Genomic DNA, 22,029 nt, shown 5'->3' with positions numbered 1-22,029 from the left:
ACGACGTGAAGGTAACGCTGGAGCGCGCCAGCCCCTCCCCTAGCCCCTCCCGCAAGCGGGAGGGGAACGCAGGCGCCGAACCCGGCGCGTGTTGATTCATATTCATTTCCTCTCCCCTGCCGGATCGCCATAGAACAGCCCGCGCCCGTCGGTGCCGAGATATACCCGACCGGCGACGCGCGGGTCGCCCGAAATCACGCGGAAACGCAGGCCCCATTGGTGCCCGTCGTCATTGATCCGCTGCCAATGTTTCCCCAGATCGTCCGAGCGCCATACCGCGCGAAGATCGCCCATCCTGCCGCCGGCATAGAGCGCCGGCACCCGGCCCGCCCCCTTGCCCAGCCCGAACAGCTCGACCTGCAGCGCCCCGCTCGCCGGCACGAAGGACGCGCCGCCATCGGTGCTGCGCCACAGCTGCGCGCCCAGCTTCAGCCGGAGTTCGCCCGCCGCGAAGGGCGAGGCGACCGGGCTGAACACGATGCCAGGCGCATAGCCGCCCCCGCCGACGGTAAGATAGGGGATGGCATCCTGCGCTCGCAGCGGCGCGGCGGCGCCGGTCAGCGCCCATGCCGCAAGCATGCCGAATGCGATGGGACGCCCCATTCCTCTCCCCATGATCCTCCGACAACGTTGCCGGTGCACGATCCTGCTTCCACAGGTTAGCGCTACCACCTATAGAAAGAAACCGCTGATTTGAAATTTGCTTTTACATATGGATGCAGGTTTCGATCGCAGGACGATCCATGCGGCATCGCGGACGAGGAGAGGAAAGGTTTATGATCCAGGATGTTAGCCGCCGCATGCTGCTGGGCGGCATGGCCATGGCCGCCGCCGGCGCGACTGCCCTGCCCGCGCACGCCTTCGCGGATGGCAGCGACGAGGCGCTGCCGCTGTGGCCCGGTTCGCCGCCGGGCGCCCCCGCCCCGCTGCCCACGCCCAAATACGACCAGCGCTCGAAAGACCCGGCGTTCAACGATCGCTGGCTGACCGGCGTCGGCCAGCCCTCGCTCACCGTGCGGCGGCCCGCCCGGCCGAACGGCACCGCGGTGATGCTGGTGCCCGGCGGCGGCTATGGCTTCCTCGCGATCGACAATGAGGGCGAGGAGCAGGCGCGCTGGCTCAATGCGCTGGGCATCACCGCCTTCATCCTGCGGTACCGCCTGCCCACCGAGGGCTGGGCCCATCGCAACACCGCGCCGCTGGCCGATGCGCAACGCGGGCTGCGGCTGATCCGCGCCAACGCGGCGCGCTGGAGCGTCGATCCGGCGCGGGTGCTTGCGCTCGGCTTCTCGGCCGGTGGCCATCTCGCCGGCAGCCTCGCCACCCGCCATGCCGAGCGCGTCTATGCGCCGGTCGACGCGGCGGACCGGCTGTCCGCACGTCCCGATCTGGCCGGACTGATCTACCCCGTGGTCAGCATGGCGGCACCGTTCGCCCATGGCGGATCGCGCGACAATCTGTTCGGCACCGGCGCCGATGCCAGGGCGCTCACCGCCGCCTCGGTGGAAACGCGCGTCACCGCCGATACCTCGCCGATCTTCCTGACCCATGCCAGCGACGACGGGCTGGTGCCGATCGCCAACAGCCTCGCGCTCTACCAGGCGATGCTGGCGGCCGCCCGCCCGGCGGAACTCCACGCCTTCGACCAGGGCGGCCACGGCTTCGGCGTCCGCCTGCCCAAGACCGTCCCCGCCTCCGCCTGGCCTACGCTGTTCGCCGCCTATGCGCGGCGCAGCGGCCTGCTCGCAGCTTGAGCGGAAAGGCGGCCCCGCTGGCATAGCCGCATAGCGGGGCCGCCGCACCGCGGCTCGGCACGCCCAAGCCCGCCACCGCCATTTCGCCTTCACCGACCATGAGTCGGCGCTTACCGCTGGCCCGGGAGCGATTTGCGTCGAGCTGACGAAAGATGAGGTCATGCGCGCAGGCCCGACTACGCAGGGCGACTACCAATCGCGCTAAGGCAATCGATTTCGCACTGACAACGATCCACACAAGCCATTGATCTTACAAGCGTAAAACATGTTAACGATACCACGCTTTTACGGGTAAAGCTGAGTTTCACATTATAGTTGCGATAAATAGGACGGAATGGTAGCGCAAACATCGGATGCCGGGATGACACCGGGACCGCCGTGCAGCGCGCCTCGATCGCGTGCGCCGGCCTCAACCAACTTGCACCTGCGCCGTTCGCGCCGAGGAGGGGACTTCGTGACCTATCGCTTCACATCATCGTTTCATTCGACGTCCATGACCGCCATGCTGCGCGCCAGCGCCTCGCTGGCAACGCTGTCATTGCTCACCCCCGTCGCCGCGCTGGCCCAGACGGCGGCAGCAGCCCCGCAGGGCAGCGAGACGGCGACGCAGGACGACACCCAGGCCGATGGCGCGCAGGAAATCGTCGTCACCGGCATCCGCGCCTCGCTGCAGAGCGCGCGCAACCGCAAGCGCGATGCCGAGCAGGTGGTGGATTCGATCACCGCGCAGGATATCGGCGCCCTGCCCGACCGCTCGGTCTCCGAAGCGCTGCAGCGCGTGCCGGGCATCACGCTCCAGCGCACCAACGAGAACCGTGATCCGGCACGCCTGTCGTCCGAAGGCGGCGGCGTGTTCGTGCGCGGCCTTTCCTGGGTCCGCTCGGAGCTGAACGGCCGCGACGTCTTCTCGGCGAACAACGGCCGCGGCCTGTCGTTCGAGGACGTGTCGTCGGACCTGCTGGTCGGCGTCGACGTGTACAAGAATCCCTCGGCCGACCTGGTCGAAGGCGGCATCGGCGGCATCGTCAACCTGCGTACCCGCAAGCCGTTCGATGCGCCGGGCTATGTCTTCGCGCTCTCGGGCGATGCCAACTATGCCGATCTGCGCAAGAAGACCTATTGGTCGGGCAACGGGCTGGCCAGCGGCCGCTGGAACACCCCGCTCGGCGAGATGGGCCTGCTGCTCAGCTACTCGATCAACAATATCGGCAACCGCACCGACAGCATCTCCAACGGCCGCTATGATCGCGGCACGCTGACCGCCGCGCAGGGCGGGCTGGCCGCGGGCAGCAACGTCTACATCCCCGCCAATATGGGCCTGCGCCGCATCGACTGGCAGCAGAAGCGCACCGCGTTCGACGGCTCGTTCCAGTGGAAGCCGACCAGCACGCTGACCTTCACCGCCGAGGCGCTGATCGCCCAGGCGACGCCGCGCGACATCGAATATGCGATCGGCGACAACGGCACGCCGCCGACCGACGACCCCTCGTACAAGTTCGGCCCGAACAACGAGCTCGTCTCCGGCGTCATCGCCAACCGCCAGCTGAACCTCGACACGCGTTCGGGCTATCAGCGCAAGCGCACCCAGGACTTCTCGGGCAACCTGCGCTGGACCCCCGATACGCACTGGACCGTCACCGGCGACCTGCAATATGTGAAGTCGACGGCGCAGGTGAGCAGCATGACGGCGTTCACCCAGACCAACACGCCGGCCACCTTCGACTTCAACTTCGCCGGCGACGATCCCAAGCTGGTGATCACCCCGACCCCGGCAGGTGGCTCGCTGACCAAGCAGAGCGACTATTGGTGGGCCGCGGCGATGGACCATCTCGAAGACAACGAGGCGCACGAATGGTCAGGCCGCGCCGATGTCGAATACACGTTCGACAGTGGCCTGCTGCGCTCGCTCAAGGTCGGCGGCCGCTATACCGACCGCAACGCGATCACGCGCCAGACCGGCTACAACTGGGCCGAGCTTTCGGCACAATATTGGGATCCCGGCACGCCGGTGTACATGAACCAGACCGGCTTTGCAGGCGGCGCGCAGAACACCGGCCTGCCGAACCAGTCGCAGCTGATCACCTACAACAACTTCTTCCGCGGCAAGGTCTCCTCGCCGGGCGCGGGCTTCTGGTTCCCGGCCGCCAGCCTGGTCCAGAATAGCCCGACCGCCGCCTACGACTCCTATCTGAAATATGTGAGCAAGAGCTGGAAGCCGTATAACAGCGACGTCAGCATCTCCGGCCTGTCGGGCGGCGGCGTCAACGACCAGACCGAGCGCACCTATGCCGGCTATGTCGTCGGCCGCTTCGGTATGGACACCAGCCCGATCGGCCATTTCGACGGCAATATCGGCGTTCGCGTGATCCGTACCGAGATTTCGGCGGTCGGCTCGGGCGCTTCGCTGCCTGCGTACCCGAGCGGCACCTGCGTGGCCGGCACCCCGATCGTCGGCGGTCCGCGCGACGGCCAGCTGACCACCGCGGCAGACTGCGCGCAGTTCACCGCGGCGCAGACCTTCGCCCAGGGCTCGCTCGGCGTGGCAACCAGCGCCAGCAGCTCCTACACGGACGTGCTGCCGACGCTGAACCTGCGCTTCTTCCTGAAGGACAATCTCCAGCTCCGCTTCGCGGCGGGCAAGGCGATCTCGCGTCCGACCTTCGCGCAGCTCAACCCCTATGTGCAGCTGTCGTACAACTTCGCGAGCACGCCGAGCGCCGCGGTGGCGACGGGCACCGGCATCAACGGTCGCCTGACGCCGTTCACCGGCACCGCCGGCAACCCGAACCTGAAGCCGACCCGCTCGAACCAGTTCGACGCGAGCCTGGAATGGTATTTCGGGCGTGCGAACAGCGTCACGGTCGCTGCCTTCTACAAGGATATCAGCAACTATATCTTCGCCGGCACCACCGAGCGCCAGTTCACCAGCAACGGCCAGACGCTCACCTTCGACGTGACGCAGCTGACCAACGGCTCGAGCGGCAAGATCAAGGGCCTCGAGTTCAGCTACACGCAGTTCTTCGACATGCTGCCGGGCGCGCTTTCGGGCCTGGGCTTCCAGGGCAACTACACCTTCGTCGACTCGTCCGGCGGCAAGAACACGGCGATCAACGTGTTCGATTCGAACCAGACCACCGGCGCGGGCAAGGAACTGCCGCTCGAAGGCCTGTCGAAATATTCGTACAACGCCGCTCTCGTCTACGAGAAGTACGGCATTTCGGCGCGCGCCGCGTATAACTGGCGATCGCACTATCTGCTGACGACCTCGGCCGCGAACATCAACTTCCCGGTCTGGTCGGAATCCTACGGGCAGCTGGATGCGTCGGTGCTCTACTCGATCAACAAGCATGTGAAGATCGGCGTGCAGGGCACCAACCTGCTCAACTCGCGGACCTTCCTCGACGTGGGCGATCCGAACCTCAAGCCGCGCTACAGCTGGACGGATACGGACCGGCGCTTCGCCTTCCTGGTCCGCTCGGTGTTCTAACTTCCTCCACCTCCGCCCCCGGACACCACCAGGTATCCGGGGGCGCATTTCTTTGTCGGCTTGCGCTGCCTAGGCTGGCCGGCACAGAGCAGCTCGGGACGGACGCACGCGTGGCGCAGCATATCATCATCGCAGGCGGCGGCAGCGCGGGCTGGATGGCCGCGGCGCTCTTTGCCCGGCTGCGGCCGGCGCCGGATACCCGCATCACCCTCGTCGAATCCGATGCGATCGGCACGATCGGCGTTGGCGAGGCGACCATCCCGATCCTCCGGAACTTCAACCGGCTGCTCGGCCTGCACGAACCCGATTTCGTCGCCGCCACCCAGGGCAGCTTCAAGCTGGGCATCGAGTTCGTCGACTGGGGGCAGACCGGCAACCGCCACTTCCACGGCTTTGGCGATCATGGCGCGCCGATCGACGGTGCCGCCCCGCACCATCACTGGCACCGGCTGCACGCGGCCGGGCGGACCGGCGATCCGATCGACGCCTGGTCGATGCCCGCGCTCGCCGCGGCGCAGGATCGCTTCGCGCCGCCCGAGGCGCTGCGCGGCGAAGCGGCGCAATATCGCTACGCCTATCATTTCGACGCCGGCCTCTATGCCCGGCTGCTCCGCAGCTATGCCGAAGCGCGCGGCGTCACCCGCGTCGAGGGCCGCATCCTTGACCTCGAGCGCGATGCCGAGACCGGCGACCTGCGCGCGCTGCTGCTCGACGACGGGCGTCGGCTGGACGGCGACCTGTTTCTCGATTGCACCGGGTTCGCCAGCCGCCTGCTCGGCCAGGGGCTGGAGGTCGGTTTCGTCGACTGGTCGCACTGGCTCCCCGCCAACCGGGCGCTGGCGCTTGGCTGCGCGCGGGCGGGCCGGTTCACGCCGTTCACCCGCTCGACCGCACACGCCGCCGGCTGGCAGTGGCGGATCCCGCTCCAGCACCGCACCGGCAACGGCCTGGTCTATAGCAGCGCGCACCTTGCCGACGATGCGGCCGAGCAGCTGCTGCGCACCCATCTGGATGGGGCCGCGATCGGCGAACCGCGGCTACTGCGCTTCACCACCGGCCGGCGCGCGCGCTTCTGGGCGCACAACGTCGTCGCGATCGGGCTGGCGGCGGGGTTCATGGAACCGCTCGAATCGACCAGCCTGCAGCTCGTCCAGACCGGCCTCGTCCGGCTCGCCGAGCTGTTGCCCGCCGGTCCGGTCGATCCGGTGATCCTCGCCGAATATAACCGCGAGACGATCGCCGAATATGAGCGGATCCGCGACTTTCTGATCGCGCATTATTGCATCAGCCGGCGACCCGAACCGTTCTGGCGCGACATGGCGGCAATGCCCCTGCCCGACACCCTCGCCTACAAGCTGGCGCTGTGGGACGCGATCGGGCGGGTGCCGCTCTACGCGCAGGAGTCGCACCAGGAGCCGAGCTGGGTGGCGATCCTGCTCGGCCAGGGGCGGTTGCCCCGCGGCCATGATCCCGCCGCCGACCGACCGCCGCTCGACGGATTGGCGACGCTGCTCGCCGAACGCCATGCCGCACTCTCGGCAGCGGTCGGGCGCATGCCGCCACACGATCATTTCGTCGCCCGCACCTGCCGCGCCGAGGCGGCATGACGGCGCCGCGACCATCGACAGACCAAGCATAAGACAGAGGGGAGAGACAGGATGCGCATGGCAGGTATCGCGATCGGCGGACTTTTGCTGGGTTTCGCACCGGCACCGCTGCTCGCACAGGATGCGACGCCACCCGCCCGCACCGTGCGCGTCGACGTGGCGACTGCCGGCGCGCCGGTCGACCGCTTCTTCAATCTCTCGATCGGATCGGACTATCCCGGCACGCTCCAGCGCGACGATTCGATGGCGCAGCTGCGCATCGCCCGCGACGAGCTCGGCATTCGCTATATCCGATTCCACGCGATCTTCCACGACGTGCTCAAGACGGTCCAGCGCAGGAACGGCGTCGTCACCTATGACTGGACCGGCATCGACGCCCTGTACGACAAGTTGCGCGCGCGCGGCCTCAAGCCGTTCGTCGAACTCGGCTTCACCCCCGAGGGGCTGAAGACTTCGGACAATGCGATCTTCTACTGGAAGGGCAACACCTCGCACCCCGAGCTGGGCGCGTGGCGCGATCTGGTCGCCGCCTTTGTTCGCCATGTCCAGGCGCGCTATGGCCGCGACGAGGTGCGCAGCTGGTTCTTCGAGGTGTGGAACGAGCCCAATCTCGACGGCTTCTGGGAAAAGGCCGACCAGAAGGCCTATTTCGACCTGTACGACGCCAGCGCCCGCGCGATCAAGGCGGTGGACCCGGCGCTGCGGGTGGGCGGCCCCTCCACTGCCGGCGCCGCCTGGGTGCCCGAATTCCTCGCCGACATGCACCGGCGCGGCACGCCGGTCGATTTTGTGACGACGCACACCTACGGCGTCGAGGGCGGCTTCCTCGACGAACAGGGCAAGCAGGATACCAAGCTGTCGCCCTCGCCCGACGCGATCGTCGGCGACGTCCGCAAGGTGCGCCAGGAAATCGCCGCCTCGCCCTTCGCCACGCTGCCGCTCTACTTCACCGAGTGGAGCACGAGCTACACGCCGCGCGACCTGGTGCATGATTCCCATGTCAGCGCCGCCTATATCCTCACCAAGCTGAAGGCGGTGCAGGGCATCGTCCAGGGGATGAGCTACTGGACCTATAGCGACCTGTTCGAGGAGCCGGGCCCGCCGACAGCGGCGTTCCAGGGCGGCTTCGGGCTGATGAACCCGCAGGGCATCCGCAAGCCGGCCTGGTTCGCCTACAAATATCTGAACGCACTCCATGGCCGCGAGGTGGCGACAGGCGATCCCTACAGCATCGCCTCGGTCGCGGGCGGAAACGTCGCGCTGGTGCTGTGGGACTGGCATCAGCCCGTGCAGCCGGTGAGCAACCGCTCCTTCTATGCCAAGCTCGTCCCCGCCAAGCCGGAGGCACCCGCGGACATTCGCCTCGCCCATCTGCGCCCCGGCCGCTACCGGCTGCGGCTGTTCCGCACCGGCTATCGCCGCAACGACGCCTTCTCCGCCTATATCGACCTGCACATGCCGGCGACGCTGCGCACGCAGCAGGTCGCCGACCTGCAACAGGCGACGCGCGACCTGCCGGAGCGGGACGAGACGGTCACCGTCCCCGGCAGCGGCCGGCTGCAGGTCAGGCTGCCGCTTCGCACCAACGACATCCTGCTGCTGCGGCTGGAGCCGTTGCGCCGCTGACGGGCGCGGGTGCGTTCCACACGCTCGATTTCGTGGTACCCAAGTCGGCAGGAACGACAGGGCGGGCATATCGCCTTTGCGCGAGGAGCAGGAACATGGCCGGAATCGAGATGACGCGACGTACCCTTCTTGGCGCTGCCGGGGTCGCGGCGGCGTTTCCCGGGCACGCGGCGGCGCAGACCGCGCGCGATCACCGCGGCGCGCTGCCGCCCCGCTGGTTCCAGGCGGAGGTGATCGATCTGTGGGGCGCGGCGATGCCGGAAAGCGGCTTCGCGCCGAAGCCGCTAGCCGCCGATGCGCCGCCCGCGCTGCTGCGCAACGTCGCGCGGCCGACGCTCCACCGGTTTCCGGCAGCCCGCCCGAACGGCACGACGGTCCTGCTCACCCCCGGCGGCGGGTACAGCGTCGTTGTCGGCACGCATGAGGGGACCGATACGGCCGAGGCGCTCGCCGCGCGCGGCTACACCTGTTACGTCCTGATCTACCGCCTCCCCGGCGAGGGCTGGACGCATCGGCAGGACGTGCCGCTGCAGGATGCGCAACGCGCGATCCGGCTGATCCGCGCCCGGGAAAGCTCGCCCCGCGTCGTCGCGCTCGGCTATTCGGCCGGCGGCCATCTCGCCGCCAGCCTCACCACCGGTTATGGCGAAGCCGTCTACACGCCGCGCGACGCGACCGATCGGCTGTCGGCGCGGCCCGATGCCGCGGGGCTGATCTACCCGGTGATCACCAGCGAACGGCCGTTCGCCCATGCCGGATCCTTCGCCCAGCTGCTCGGCCCCTCGCCGGACGCGGCCGCGCTGGCACGGCGTTCGCCCGAGCTGCATGTCGACGCCAACACCCCGCCCTGCTTCCTGGTTCATGCGCTGGACGACACGGCGGTGGCACCGGAAAACAGCCTGAAGATGCTCGCCGCGCTCCGCGCCGCCAAGGTGGCGGCCGAGGCGCATTTCTTCCAGCGCGGCGGGCACGGCTTCGGCCTGGGCACACCCACGCGCCCCGACGGCGAATGGCTCGAAATGTTCGATCGCTGGCTGCGCGAGCTATAATCGCCAGTCTCGCCGCGCGATCGATCAGACGAGCGCGATCTTTCGGGTAACGTCGGGCGTGGTCACCGCATCGAGCAGGCGCAGCGCCCGCTCGAGCCGATCGCGCGACGTCGATCCGCCGATCGAGACGCGCAGCGCCGGGGCCGCGCTCGCCGGCGTCACCGCGAAGGCGTCGCTCGCCACCACCGACAGGCCGTGCGGCCGCAGCGCATTGACGATCTCGGCGGTGTTGGCGCCGTCGGGCAACGGCACCCAGAGATGATAGCCTTCCTCCTGCGCGCGGAAGCTGCCGGGGCGCAGCACCGCGCGGACGATGGCCTGCCGCGCCCGCGCCTCCGCGCGCACGGCTTCGCGCAGCGTGTCGAAGCTGCCGCCCTGCAGCCAGTCGGCGACGACCGCGACGTTGAGCGGCGGCGCCATCACCGCGGTTTCGTGCAGGTCGGCCGCCAGCCGCCAGGCCGCCGCGACATCCGGCGCCGCGACCCACGCCACCCGCAGGCCGGGCGAGAGGATCTTCGAGACGCTGGCGATATGCCAGCTCCGCTCGGGCACCAGCGCGGCGAGCGGTGGCTGCGGCTGTTCGGGGAGCAGGCCATAGGCGTCGTCCTCGATCAGCTTGAGCCCATGGATGCGGATCACCGCCGCCAGCGCCTCCCGGCGCGCGGTGCCCATCGTCGCGGTCGTCGGGTTGTCGTTGGTGGGGACCAGATAGACGGCGGCCACGCCCCCGCCGCAGGCGGCGAGCGCTTCGGGGAGCATACCCTCGGCATCGCTATCGATCACCTGCAGCACCAGCCCATAGCGGCGCGCGACGGCGAGCAGGCCGGGATAGACATAGGGGCCGACCGCCAGCGTGTCGCCGGGGCGGAGTTCGGTGCTGATCACCGCATGCAGCGCATGCTGGCCGCCGGCGCTGACCAGCACGGTATCCTCCTGCGCCGAAAGGCCGCGCGCACGGAGCAGCGCCGCGCCTGCCTCGCGGGCCAGCGCCATGCCGCCGCGCGGCTGGTAATGGAACGGCGCGGGACCGTCGGCACGGCCGAGCAACTGCGCGACCGAGGCGCCGAACGCCTTTTCCAGCTGCCGGTCGGGCAGTTCGGGCGGGGCGTTCATGCCGGCATCGGCCGGCTCCCGGTACGGGATTCCGCCCGGGCTCGCCGGGTTCCGCACGAAGCTGCCGCGCCGGCCATCGCCTTCGATCAGGCCGAGCCGCTGGGCCTCGCCATAGGCGCGGGTGATGGTGGTAAGGTCGACGCCGAGCAGCTCCGCGAGCATCCGCTGCGGCGGCAGCCGATCGCCCGGATTCAGCACCCCCGCCGCGACGTCGCGCGCGATCGCCTGGGCGATGGCGAGATATTTCGGACCCAGCGTTCCGGCAATGTCGGGATTCCAGCCTGGCATCGGCCCTGGCTTAACGGGTTCCATACAAAAAGCCATACACGATGCGGATGACACCCGCGCGCAGGCAGGGGCCCGTCGGTTCGTCGGCGTCAGCCTCCAGGCCGCGCCGCCGCTCTCACCTAAACACACGTATGTCTTTGCTTCGACAAGCGTAGAATGGCGCCGTTCCCGGCACCGGGCGCACATTGCACCAACTCGTGAGGAGGCGAAGATGCGCGTGAACTATGCCCGTAACACCGGCCGCCCCTGGGCGGTTCGCATTCTGCTCGACAGCCCGCAACCGCGCGCATCGCGGCGGGCACAGACGATGCCGTTCGACGATCCGCTGCCGCGCCCGGCGGCGCCCGGCCGCGCATGACGGCCTGAATCAAATCGGGGCGACGCGAACGCCGCCCCGATATCGTTACGCTACCGCGCGACTTCAGAAGCTGAAGTTCGCACCGGCGCTGAAGTTGCGGCCGACCAGACCCGCATAATGCCAGCTGCTCAGATAGTTCGGATTGCTGGTATAGGCGCCCGCTGCCAGCGGTGCGCGGGCATCGGTGAGGTTCTGGACGTTGACGAAGAAGCGGAACTTGTCGTTCACCCGCACCGCAGCGTTCAGGTCCGTGTAGATGAACGGACGGATGAAGCACTGATAGGTCTTGTCCGTGCCGGTGACCGGTACCAGCGTGTTCTTGCACGACAGATCGATCACACCGTTCGCGTCGGGCGTAATGCGGTCGGCCGCCACCTGCTTGATCCGCCCGACATAATAGGTCGTCGTGGTCAGCGAGAGGTTGCCGATCTCGAGCGCGTTCTGCCAGTTGCCGCGAATGCGCGGCGTGCCGCCGCCCGAGGACAGCCGGTACGGCCCCAGCGTACCCGCATATTTCTGCACCACGCCCGTCGGGGTGACGAGATCGAGGCGCATGACGCGGGTGATATCGAGGCGGCTGATCAGGCGCACGTTATCCGACAGGCGGAAGTTGGCGCTCGCCTGCATGTCGAGACCCGAGCTCAGCTGGTAGTTGGCGTTGACGTAGGGCACGTCGTACACCAGCAGACGCGGCAGCGCGTTGGGGTTCGAGGGATCCGGTGCGTCGATGACGCGGCAGGCATAGCCCGGACCCACCGCGGCGAGCGCGGCGCATCCGTCTTTCGCGTTGGTCTGCTTGTAATAGGCGGCGACCGCATCGGGGCCCAGCGGGCCGCTGACGATCAGGTTCGACTTCTTGATGTTGTAATAGTCGAGCGTGAGGTTCAGCCAGCGCGTCGGCTTGAGCATCGTGCCGACGGTGATGCTGCGCGACACTTCCGGCAGAATGTCCGGATTGCCCTTGGAGCCGCTGCCGAGGCTGTAGTTGTTGGTGTAGGCCGCGTTGCCGGGGTGCGCAGCGACGAAGCTGGACGGCAGGGTGAAGGTCGAGAAGCCGGCATAGCTGCTTGCGGGGTTGTTCTCCGCGAAGGTCGGTGCGCGGAAGCCCTGCGAATAGGTGGCGCGGAACGACACCTGCTCGATCGGCGAGAATTTCGCGCCGACCTTGGGCGAGAAGTGGCTGTAGCCCTGCGAGTAATGGTCGTAACGGCCCGACACGTTGAGATCCAGGGTCCGCGTGAACGGCGCGTCGATCTCGAAGAAGCCGGCGGTCACCGTCTGGCGACCCTGGGCCGACGAGGTGTTCAGCCCGTAGAAGGAAAGATCGGCATTCTGGCTGCGGTTCATCAGCGTCTCGCGGCGGAGCTGGAAGCCGCCGCCCACGTTGAGCGTGCCGCCCGGCAGCTCCATCAGCGACTTGATCAGCGAGCCGCCGATCGTCGCGACCGTCGAATAGGACGGCGTGGTGTGGTTCGGCGAGACCTGGGCGCGCACCGCTGCGGTGTTCAGCTCCGGATTGACGAAGTTGTACGACCCGGTGTTGATCGCGTTGAGCAGGCCGTTGATGTTGATCGCGCCGTACTGGGTGACGCTGAAATTGTCGCGCGCATAGACGCCGTTCAGGCGGAACTTGAAGCCGTTGCCCAGGTCACCCGAGATGCCGGCGGTGGTGCGGAACACGTCGACATAGCGGAAGCTGCCGGTGGGCAGGTCGCCGAACAGATAGAAGATGCGCGCGGCATTCTGCGACGGATCGGCGCCTGCCACGGCATAGGGATTGTTCGGGTTCAGCCGCTTGTCCGCCGCCGTGGCGCAGTTCACGCCCGCAGCGCAAACGTAGAACGGCAGCACGATGCCCGGATTGCTCGACGAGAGCTCGGCCGCGCCACCAAAGGGCTGGGTCGCGCGGATATTGGACGGCGCGCTGATGATGCTGACTTCGGAATGCGAGTAGCTGCCGCTGGCGAACGCCTCGAAGCTGTCGGACAGGCGCACGCTGAGGCGACCGGTCGTCGAATAGCGCTGCTGCTTCGGCTGGATGATGAAATATTCGTCGGGCAGGTTGTGCGCGCAGCCGGTGCCCTGCTCGTCCTTCTTGTTCACCGTGAAGGTGCCGAAGGGGCAGGCATTGGGGTTGAGCAGCTGATACTGGTTGGTGAGCGGCGCGCCGATCTGGCCCGACAGCGGGTTGTTCGGATCGGTCTGCCGCACGCGGGTCACCACCGCCTGCGGGTTCGACGTCGTCAGCGATTCGTCGTTGAGGTTCTGATCCTTCAGGCCGCTGGCACGCAGGTCGAGCGTGTTGAACGGATAGCCGCGATCGTGGTTGGTGATGTACCCGTCATAGGTGTATTCCCCGTTCAGGTAGAAGTTCCAGCCCTGCTCGCGGTAATCGCCCAGGCCGCCGGTCAGCGTCGCGCGGTAGTGCGAACCATCGCCATGGCCGGTGGTGCCGGCCTGGACCGAGCCTTCGAGGCCCTTGAAGTTCTTCTTGCTGATCAGGTTGACCACGCCGCCGATCGCGTCCGCGCCATAGGTGGACGAGGCGCCGTCCTTCAGCACTTCGATACGGTCGACGATGCTGAACGGGATCGAGTTGAGGTCGACATAGGCGTTGTGGCCGTCGTCGTTGAGCGGGAAGTTGGCCGAGCGCAGGCCGTCGATCAGCACCACGGTCGACGACACGCCGAGGCCGCGCAGCGAGACGGCGGCGCCGCCGGCCGAGAAGCCGTTGCGGAAGCCGGTCGAGATCGAGCCGGCGCTGTCCGCCGAAACCGAGCGGATCGCATCCTGCGCGGTGGTGATGTTCGCGCGCTGCAGCGTCGCCGCGCTCAGCACGGTCACCGGCGAGATCGAGCTGGCGTTCGAATCGCGGAACAGCGTGCCGGTGACGACGATGGTGGCACCCTGGCCAGCATCGGGCTTGGCTGCGGGAGCGGCGGCAGCATCCTGCGCCTCGGCGGTCTGCGGCGCTGCGGTCTGATCGGCTGCGACGGCATCCACCACCTGGCTCGGTACCGCGGTCTGCGCATATGCCGGTGCGGCAATCGCCGTCAGCAAGGCCGCAGTCGAAATCCCATACCGCAGGGTAGAAAATGCGGAATTCATCAGTGTCACCAAACCCTTCCCTTTTGCTGCAACGGCCACATCCTGGCTCGTTGCACTCGCGCCTGCCGGGGCGCTGCGAGGGGCGGCTATCATCGGCGAAGTTAAGGAGCTTTTAAAAAAACGGCGAGCCCACGCGTTTCTGCAAACATTACACTAGCATTTCGATACGCATAATACCCACTTACTGATCAATATCTCCAATATCACTCCCACCTATGCGTCAGAATGTCAGCGATATGCTTGGTGAATAGCAATCAACACGCTACAGATCGCCTGAGTTTCATCGGGTATTGATGACAAGACAGATTCAGGCAACGTCCTGCAATATGTCGAAGCTTGATTATATGCAGTGCAACATCGTCAATCTCGACGCGTCGCATATAGTCGTGCCGGCGAGAGATGCTGCATCGCAACACAATATCCGCGATCATGTCGGGAACACGTTCCGACCTCGTGCAGGGGCGGATCAATAGCGCTAAGAAGCGGTCATGCGTGCCACGCAGGCCATATTTAGCCTCGGCGCCGCAGGCGATGCATCCTGGCCCCCGACCATCGCGGTTCAGTGTCGGTATCACTATCCGGCGGCCGGAAACGACACGTATCGCCTAAGCCGACAAGGTCGTATCGCCGATCGGCTCCGCTTCGGCTGCGTTCGCACGGTCGCGTATGGTCGCGTTTACTTCACCCCCCGGTCCCCGCGCAGAAGATCCCGTTCGGCACGGTCGATCGCCTGCAGCAGATCGTCGAACCGGGTTTCATCCTCGATGCGATACACGCGCGTGAAGGTCTGACCGAGCCTCTCGAGGTCGTTCTGGCTGAGCAGGCCAACGGCCACGATACGCTCCCTTTCGGACATCTAGCTTCCCGTAAAATGCTATGCTGCCAAGGATAACTCTCGCTGGGGCCAGCGTATCCCGAATAGGACGGCAGGAATGCTGTTCGGCAACAAAATTGCCGTCGTCGCGCACATCTACGCCCCCTGCCCCGCCGCCGGCGCCATCAGCCGTTCCAGATAGGCGCAGAGCATGTCCGCCAGCGCATCGGCATAGGTCGCGATTTCGGCGGGCGTTCGGGGAGCTTCGGAAAAGCCACTGCCGACATGCCGCAGCGTGGTCCGGATCACGTCCGCCGCGAGCGCCTGCACGTCGGGTGCCGCCGCCGGTACCGCCGCCGCGACGAAGCGATCGAAGAGGCCGGCGGCTTCCTCGCGCGCTGCGATGGCTTCGGGCGCGTCGCGGTAGAGCGGTGCCGCGTCGTTCAGCGCGCCGCGCACCGCCGACTCCTCGCATTCGCTGACCAGGAACGCGTGGACGAGGCGCCGCAGCCGCACCAGCGGCGCAACCGTCTCCTCCTCCAGGATCGCCGCCAGCAACGCGCTGGTGCGGCGCCATTCGTCGTGCTGCAGGCGGAACAGGATCGCCGCCTTGTTCGGGAAATACTGGTACAGCGACCCCACGCTGACCCCTGCCCGTTCGGCGACTCGCGCGGTGGTGAATCGCCGCGCCCCCTGCTCCGCCAAAACCTGAACAGCCGCTTCGAGCACGGCGGCGAGCAGCGCATTCGAGCGGGCCTGGCGCGGCTGTTTGCGCGAGACGACGGGGGCGGAAGCGGAAGCGCTGGAAGGCATCGGCACCAATGCGAATAGGAAAGCTGACGAACTACTCATATTTTTCGGGACGAGCAACGACTGCTCGATCCAAGGAGATGATCATGACCACGCTCACTGCGGCGCCCGTGGCGCCGCTGCTCGATCGCCTGTTCGCCGCGGCTGCCGCCGAAGCCTCACCGCGCACCAGCCCCGCCTTCGCCGCGCTTTCCGCCGAGGAAGGCGATCGGCTGTTGCGCAGCAAGCAAGACTATCGGGCACTGTATGCCGCGCTCGCCGACTTCGCGCTGCCGGTGTCGCCGGCGACCGGCCGCCTGCTCTACATGCTGGCCCGCGCGACCCACGCTCGCACGATCGTCGAGTTCGGCACCTCGTTCGGTCTTTCGACCATTCATCTCGCGGCGGCGCTGCGCGACAATGGCGGCGGGCAGCTGATTACCACCGAGTTCGAGCGGCCGAAGATCGAACGGGCGCGCGCCAATCTCGCCGAGGCCCGGCTGGTCGACCTCGTCGCGTTCCGCGAAGGAGACGCGCTGGCGACACTCGCCGCCGACCTGCCCGCCACGATCGATCTGGTGCTGCTCGACGGCGCCAAGGCGCTCTATGGCGACGTGCTGGACCTGCTGGAGCCACGGCTCCGCGCCGGCGCGGTGATCGTCGCGGACAATGTCGATCATTGCCCGGACTATCAGGCACGGGTGCGCAGCGGCGGCGGCTATTTGTCGCTCCCCTTTGGGGACGATGTGGAGCTGAGCGTCCGGCTCGGGTAAGCCGAGGCGTGGAAGGCGCGCCTGGCAATATTGCAGCGCGCCTTCCAAGGGACGTCTCCTGCGCCGAAGCGCTACGGGAGGGGCTCGCCCCGCCTGCACGAGTCCCCGGTTTGTAAAATACCGCCGCTAGCGGCGCCTGCAGCCGAAGTGGAGCATGCGTTGAGCTGGCTGCGGGACATCGATCGCTGGTTTCTGGCCGAAGTGCTGCCGCACGCGGCCGCCTATCGCGCACGCGCCGCGCATTTCTGCGGGCGTGACGAGGCGGAAGACCTGGTCCAGGAAGCCTATGCGCGCGTCCTCAAGACGCCGGACCACAAGGCCATTGGCGCCCCCCGTGCCTTCGTCCTCACCATCATCCACAACCTCGCGCTGGAGCGGCTGCGCCGTGCCACCGTGGTGCGGATCGATCTGCTGGCGTCGCTCGACATGCCCGATCTCGCCGATCCCGCACCCGATGCCTTCGCCGTTGCCGCCGGGCGCTCGGAGCTGCAGCACCTGCTCGCCCAGATCGAGGCGCTGCCGCCGCAATGCGCGCGCGTGCTCCACATGCGCAAGATCCAGGGCATGCCCCCCGCCGCGATCGCCGAAGCGCTTTGCATCTCGCTCTCGACCGTGGAAAAGCATATCGCTAAGGGCCTCGCCCTGATCACGAAGCGCCGCCGCGAACGTGCGCTTCCCGCGGAGGAATCTTGGCCGACCCGATCGACCCCGAACAGCGCCACGCAGACCTGATCGACGAAGCGGCCGAATGGCTGGCGGCGCTCGATTCGGGTTCGGCGAGCGTTTCGGCGTTCGAAGCCTGGCGTGCGGCGGATCCCCGGCACGCGGTTGCCTTTGCGGAGGTCGCCGGCAGCTGGCGCGACCTCGATGCGCTGCGCGTCTCGCAGAGCGACCTGCCGCCCCCGCCGCTTGCCGACATGGCGGAAGAACAACCGCGCCCGCGCCGCCATTTCCTGAAAGCGGCGGCGGGTGTCGTCGCCGTCGCGGCGATGGGCGGCGGCTTCGCTTACCGCGCCTATGCGCGCGGAAAGGCGGAAACCGTGATCGGCGAGCGCAAGACCGTCGCCGTGGCAAACGGCATCGCGGTCGACCTCAATACCGACAGCTGCATCTACTGGCGCGACGCCATACCGGCCGCGCTCTGGCTGGAGCGCGGCGAAGTGGCGATCCGGCTGGGTGCCGGCCGCGCGCTCGACCTGCGCACCCCCGGCGGACAGTTCCGCCTCGCGCCCGGTACCTATAATGCCCGGCTCCGCGGTGCCGCGTGCGAGCTCGCGGTGATGGCGGGCAGCGTGACCGATGCGCGCGGCATGCAGGCGACCGCGGGAGAGGTCGCGCTCGCCACCCAGGGCATGCTCGAGCGGCGCGCCGAGGCCGCCGATCTCGCGCGCATCACCGCCTGGCAGAACGACACGCTGGTGCTGAACGGCGAGAGCCTCGATTACGCGCTGGCCGAGATCAACCGCTACCAGCCGCATAAGATCATGATCGGCGATCCGGCGCTCGCCCGGCTGCGGCTGGGCGGGACCTTCACCACGCGCGATCCGGCGGAATTCCTGAGCGCGCTGCGCAGTTCGTTCGGCGTTCGCGCGACCGTCGGCACCGACGGCGGCATCGTCCTCACCCGCGGCTGAATTTTTTTCGCAGGCGAATGGCGGTTTCGCCGCGCCCATCCATCCTTGCTGGGACAAACGTTACCAAAGCGGGGTTTCCATGCACAAGTTTCTGACGACGACCGCCCTGGTGGCGGCCGCGCTGCCGGCTGCCGCCCATGCCCAGGCACCGCGCATCGCGTTCGACATCAAGGCCGGCGACACGGCCTCCGCGCTCAACAGCTTCGCGCGCCAGGCGGGGGTCCATGTGATCTTCCCCTATGACGCGGTGGCCAGCCGCAAGGTGGCGGCGCTGCGCGGCAGCTTCACCCGTAGCGAGGCGCTGCGCCGCCTGATCGCCGGCCAAGGCCTGGTGATCGCCGAGGAAACCCCCTCGATGATCTCGCTCAAGGTCGCCCCGGCAGAGGCCCCCAAGCCCGAGCAGCAGACGGCCGAGGCGACCATGGGCGAGGAAATCGTCGTGCTCGGCACCGGGGAATCGCGCCAGGTGCAGACCGTGTCCGAGCTCGCGATGCGCAAGACGACGCCGGGCACCTCGCCGCTTCGCGCGCTGAGCCGGCTGCCGGGGGTGAATTTCGACTCCTCGGACGCGCACGGCACCTATGAGGCGGCCACCCAGCTCTCGATCCGCGGCTTCCTCACCGATCAGATGGGCTATACGCTGGACGGCGTGCCGCTCGGCAACATGCAGTATCGCAACAACAACGGCCTTTCGATCAACCGCGCGCTGCTCAGCGAGAACAACGGCCCGGCGACGCTCTCCCAGGGTGCCGGCGCGCTCGGCACCGCCTCGACCAGCAATATCGGCGGCACGGTCGACTTCACCTCGATCGACCCGACCGCCCGGTTCGGCATCGATCTCGAGCAGAGCTATGGCAGCGCCGACAGCTGGCGCAGCTTCGGCCGGGTCAACACCGGCACGCTGCCCTGGGGCGGCATGCTCACGCTGTCCTATGCGCATGATCGCCAGGGCAAGTGGAAGGGCTGGGGCAAGCAGGAACAGGACCAGATCAACGCCAAATATGTCCAGCCGCTGGGCAACGACGTCAAGTCGACCACCTTTCTCGACCTGATCGATCGCCGCGAGGACGATTACAACGACACCTCACTCGCCCGCCTCAAGACCTATGGCTGGGATTTCGACAATCTGCCCACCTTCGCGCTGGCCGAGCAGCTGGCCGTGCTGACCCAGACCGGCGGTACCGCGCCCGCCCCCTATCAGGCGCCCGACGACACCGTGTACCAGGGCGGCGGCGTGCGGCGCGACCTGCTCGGCTACGAGAAGCTCGATTACCGGATCAGCCCGCGCCTCTCCGGCTTCACCACCGCCTATCTACACCTCGACAAGGGCATCGGCACCTGGGCCGACCCCTATGACCCGACGCCCGCGGCGTTCGGCGGCTCGCCCGTCTCGGTCTCGGCGCTGCGCTACGATCTGAACCGCAAGGGCGTGATCTCGCGGCTGAAGTTCGAGGCCGGCGCACACAAGATCGAAGCCGGCATCTGGTACGAACACAATATCTTCGACCAGGGCTCGTACCTGTACGGCCTTGAGAAGGGTGTGACGCCGCGCGAATTCCAGCGCTTCTACACCGACCCGTTCAAGACCAAGTTCCGCAACCACTTCGTCACCGACACCGTGCAGATCGACCTGGGCGACACGTGGCAGGCGACCGAACAGCTGCGCATCAACGCCGGGGTGAAGGGCGTCGTCTCGACCAGCACCGCGACCAGCATCACCAGCGCGACGCCGATCAACGGCTCGATCCAGGCCAAGAACTGGTTCCTGCCGACCGCCGGCATCCTCTACACGCTCGACGGCAGCAGCGAGTTCTTTGCCGACTATACCCGCAACATGGCGGCGTTCGTCGCCTCCACCTCGAGCGGGCCGTTCTCGAGCAGCTCGCAGGCCGGGTTCAACTATATCCGGGGCGATCTGAAGCCGGAGATGACCAACACCTTCGAGGCCGGCTATCGCTATCATGATCGCGCGGTGCAGCTCTCGCTCACCGGCTATTACGTCAAGTTCACCAATCGCCTGCTCGCCTCGTCGATCAGCGCGGTGGTCGTCGGCAACCAGAATGTGCTGCAGAATGTCGGCGGCGTCTCGTCGCGCGGCGTCGAGGCGGCAGCGAACTGGAAGTTCCTGCCGCACTGGTCGCTCTATGGCAGCTGGGCCTATAACGACGCGACCTATGACGACGACGTCCAGCCGCTGGGCGGCGCGCGGATCCCGACCAAGGGCAAGCAGGTCGTCGCCTCGCCGCGCCATGTCGGCAATGCCGAGCTGAACTATGACGACGGCACGATCTTCGGCACGCTCTCGGCGCATTATCGCAGCAAGCGCTACTACAGCTATCTGAACGACGCGCCGCTGCCGGGCGCGGTGAACTTCAACCTCTCCGGCGGGTACCGGTTCAGCCGCCTGCTCGACGTGCAGGTCAACGTCACCAACCTGTTCGACAAGCAGTATATCGCCTCGACCGGCACCGCCGGCTTCGTCACCTCGGATCCGAACGGCACCTATACGACGCTGCAGCCCGCCGCGCCGCGCCAGGTGTTCGGCACCGTCCGCGTCCACTTCTGACATTTCCCCCCGGCGGGAGCAGATCGAGCGCTCCCGTCGCAACTGGGCGGCGCCTCCCTCCAGGGGGCGCCGGCCTTTTGGCGCATCGAAAGGATCGACATGCACCGCAGAACCCTGTTGCGCGGCGCCCTCGCCGCACCGCTCGCGCCGGTCGCGCTCCGCGAGGCTGTGGCGGCACCCGAAAGCTTCACCTTTGCGCTGCTCGGCGACTGCCACATCCGGCCCGAGCTCGATGCGGTGCGCGGCTGCACGCTGTGCTTCGAGCAGGTCTCCGCCTCGCCGGTCGACTTCGTCCTCCAGAATGGCGACCATATCGAGGATGCGCTGGAGACCAACCGCACCCGCGCGACGATGCTGATGGACCTCTATCAGCAGACCGAGCGCGCGCATCTGCGCAAGAAGGTCTATCACGTGCTCGGCAACCATGATTGCCTGGGCGTGTTCCCGGCGAGCGGCGTCTCGCCCGACGCGCCCGAGTACGGCAAGCGCTTCTACACCGATCGCTTCGGCCCGCGCTATTATGCCTTCGATCACAAGGGCGTGCATTTCGTGGTGCTGGACTCGGTCGGCATCACCGCCGATCGCAGCTACGAAGGCCGCGTGGACGCGGAGCAGCTGGCCTGGCTGGCGGCCGATCTCGCCGCGCAGCCGGCAGGCGCCCGGATCATCGCCGTCACCCATATCCCGCTGATCACCGCGATGCGCTGTTACGAACCCGAGAGCTGGCTGAACACGCCGCACAACTGGACCAACGTCGTCAACGCCCGCGAGGTGCTGCGCATCCTCTACGCCCACAAGGTCCTCGCGGTGCTGCAGGCGCACAGCCATGTCTATGAGCGCATCGAGCTGAACGGCATGGCCTTCATCACCACCGGCGCGGTGGCGGGCGCGGACTGGCGCGGGTCGTTCCTCGGCACGCCGGAGGGCTATACCGAAGTCACCGTCGCCGGCCGCACGGTCCATAGCGATTATCGAACTTACGGCTTTGCAAGCGTGGATCGCGAAGACGTGCCGATCTGACCACGGCTTCAAATTCGTGCAGCATCGGGACGCAGGCTGGCTG

16 protein-coding genes are annotated in these 22,029 nt (G+C 67.3%); 11 read left to right on the top strand and 5 right to left on the bottom strand.

Annotation, left to right across the window (positions count from 1 at the left end; genetic code table 11):
• Nucleotides 1-102: 102 nt before the first annotated feature.
• Nucleotides 103-603: a beta propeller repeat protein gene (locus SAZ01S_RS02190; RefSeq protein WP_174596074.1), complete on the bottom strand. Its 501-nt coding sequence runs from the start codon at nt 601-603 to the stop codon at nt 103-105.
• 173 nt (nt 604-776) lie between these two features.
• Here SAZ01S_RS02190 and SAZ01S_RS02185 point away from each other — a divergent pair, with 173 nt between their 5' ends.
• The 5 genes from SAZ01S_RS02185 to SAZ01S_RS02165 all read left to right on the top strand — a co-directional run bounded on the left by SAZ01S_RS02185 (nt 777) and on the right by SAZ01S_RS02165 (nt 9,523).
• Nucleotides 777-1,754 (top strand): alpha/beta hydrolase, encoded by a 978-nt coding sequence (locus tag SAZ01S_RS02185; RefSeq protein WP_139809901.1) that lies wholly within the window; start codon nt 777-779, stop codon nt 1,752-1,754.
• 454 nt (nt 1,755-2,208) lie between these two features.
• Nucleotides 2,209-5,241, top strand: a complete 3,033-nt coding sequence (locus SAZ01S_RS02180; RefSeq protein ID WP_245824510.1) for a TonB-dependent receptor — start codon at nt 2,209-2,211, stop codon at nt 5,239-5,241.
• Nucleotides 5,242-5,351: 110 nt separating this feature from the next.
• On the top strand, nt 5,352-6,848 hold the full coding sequence (locus SAZ01S_RS02175) for a tryptophan halogenase family protein (RefSeq protein WP_084579613.1): 1,497 nt from the start codon (nt 5,352-5,354) through the stop codon (nt 6,846-6,848).
• Between the two features lie 51 nt (nt 6,849-6,899).
• Entirely contained in the window at nt 6,900-8,474 is a 1,575-nt protein-coding gene (locus tag SAZ01S_RS02170) for a GH39 family glycosyl hydrolase (RefSeq protein WP_084579611.1), read from the top strand.
• Between the two features lie 95 nt (nt 8,475-8,569).
• A complete protein-coding gene (locus SAZ01S_RS02165) occupies nt 8,570-9,523 on the top strand; it encodes an alpha/beta hydrolase (RefSeq protein ID WP_084579609.1) in 954 nt (317 codons plus the stop codon).
• 24 nt (nt 9,524-9,547) lie between these two features.
• Here the strand turns inward: SAZ01S_RS02165 and SAZ01S_RS02160 are convergent, their stop codons facing one another.
• Entirely contained in the window at nt 9,548-10,924 is a 1,377-nt protein-coding gene (locus tag SAZ01S_RS02160; RefSeq protein WP_084579607.1) for an aminotransferase-like domain-containing protein, read from the bottom strand.
• Between the two features lie 211 nt (nt 10,925-11,135).
• On the opposite strand from SAZ01S_RS02160, the gene SAZ01S_RS23920 reads away from it, so the two are divergent.
• The gene (locus tag SAZ01S_RS23920) at nt 11,136-11,282 is read left to right on the top strand and encodes a hypothetical protein (protein WP_167693046.1); all 147 of its coding nucleotides are present in this window, start codon (nt 11,136-11,138) and stop codon (nt 11,280-11,282) included.
• A 63-nt stretch (nt 11,283-11,345) separates the two neighbouring features.
• Here the strand turns inward: SAZ01S_RS23920 and SAZ01S_RS02155 are convergent, their stop codons facing one another.
• The 3 genes from SAZ01S_RS02155 to SAZ01S_RS02145 all read right to left on the bottom strand — a co-directional run bounded on the left by SAZ01S_RS02155 (nt 11,346) and on the right by SAZ01S_RS02145 (nt 16,017).
• The gene (locus tag SAZ01S_RS02155) at nt 11,346-14,390 is read right to left on the bottom strand and encodes a TonB-dependent receptor domain-containing protein (protein ID WP_084579605.1); all 3,045 of its coding nucleotides are present in this window, start codon (nt 14,388-14,390) and stop codon (nt 11,346-11,348) included.
• A gap of 676 nt (nt 14,391-15,066) precedes the next feature.
• The gene (locus SAZ01S_RS23915) at nt 15,067-15,225 is read right to left on the bottom strand and encodes a hypothetical protein (protein ID WP_167693045.1); all 159 of its coding nucleotides are present in this window, start codon (nt 15,223-15,225) and stop codon (nt 15,067-15,069) included.
• A 135-nt stretch (nt 15,226-15,360) separates the two neighbouring features.
• Nucleotides 15,361-16,017, bottom strand: coding sequence for a TetR/AcrR family transcriptional regulator (locus SAZ01S_RS02145; protein ID WP_084579601.1), 657 nt, complete (start codon nt 16,015-16,017; stop codon nt 15,361-15,363).
• An 83-nt stretch (nt 16,018-16,100) separates the two neighbouring features.
• On the opposite strand from SAZ01S_RS02145, the gene SAZ01S_RS02140 reads away from it, so the two are divergent.
• The 5 genes from SAZ01S_RS02140 to SAZ01S_RS02120 all read left to right on the top strand — a co-directional run bounded on the left by SAZ01S_RS02140 (nt 16,101) and on the right by SAZ01S_RS02120 (nt 21,986).
• Entirely contained in the window at nt 16,101-16,766 is a 666-nt protein-coding gene (locus SAZ01S_RS02140; protein WP_084579626.1) for an O-methyltransferase, read from the top strand.
• A 159-nt stretch (nt 16,767-16,925) separates the two neighbouring features.
• Complete coding sequence (locus tag SAZ01S_RS02135) at nt 16,926-17,498, top strand: RNA polymerase sigma factor (RefSeq protein WP_084579625.1); 573 nt, start codon at nt 16,926-16,928, stop codon at nt 17,496-17,498.
• Nucleotides 17,456-18,400: a FecR family protein gene (locus SAZ01S_RS02130; protein ID WP_139809900.1), complete on the top strand. Its 945-nt coding sequence runs from the start codon at nt 17,456-17,458 to the stop codon at nt 18,398-18,400. Before SAZ01S_RS02135 ends, SAZ01S_RS02130 begins: the two co-directional genes overlap by 43 nt.
• Nucleotides 18,401-18,479: 79 nt before the next feature.
• Nucleotides 18,480-20,966, top strand: a complete 2,487-nt coding sequence (locus SAZ01S_RS02125) for a TonB-dependent receptor (RefSeq protein WP_084579597.1) — start codon at nt 18,480-18,482, stop codon at nt 20,964-20,966.
• A 99-nt stretch (nt 20,967-21,065) separates the two neighbouring features.
• The gene (locus tag SAZ01S_RS02120) at nt 21,066-21,986 is read left to right on the top strand and encodes a metallophosphoesterase family protein (RefSeq protein WP_084579595.1); all 921 of its coding nucleotides are present in this window, start codon (nt 21,066-21,068) and stop codon (nt 21,984-21,986) included.
• Nucleotides 21,987-22,029 lie beyond the last annotated feature (43 nt).

The sequence above is a fragment of the Sphingomonas azotifigens NBRC 15497 genome (genome assembly GCF_002091475.1).
Lineage (GTDB): Bacteria > Pseudomonadota > Alphaproteobacteria > Sphingomonadales > Sphingomonadaceae > Sphingomonas > Sphingomonas azotifigens.
The sequence above is the reverse complement of the archived record's forward strand: the minus strand, read 5'-3'. Positions and strand labels throughout refer to the sequence as shown.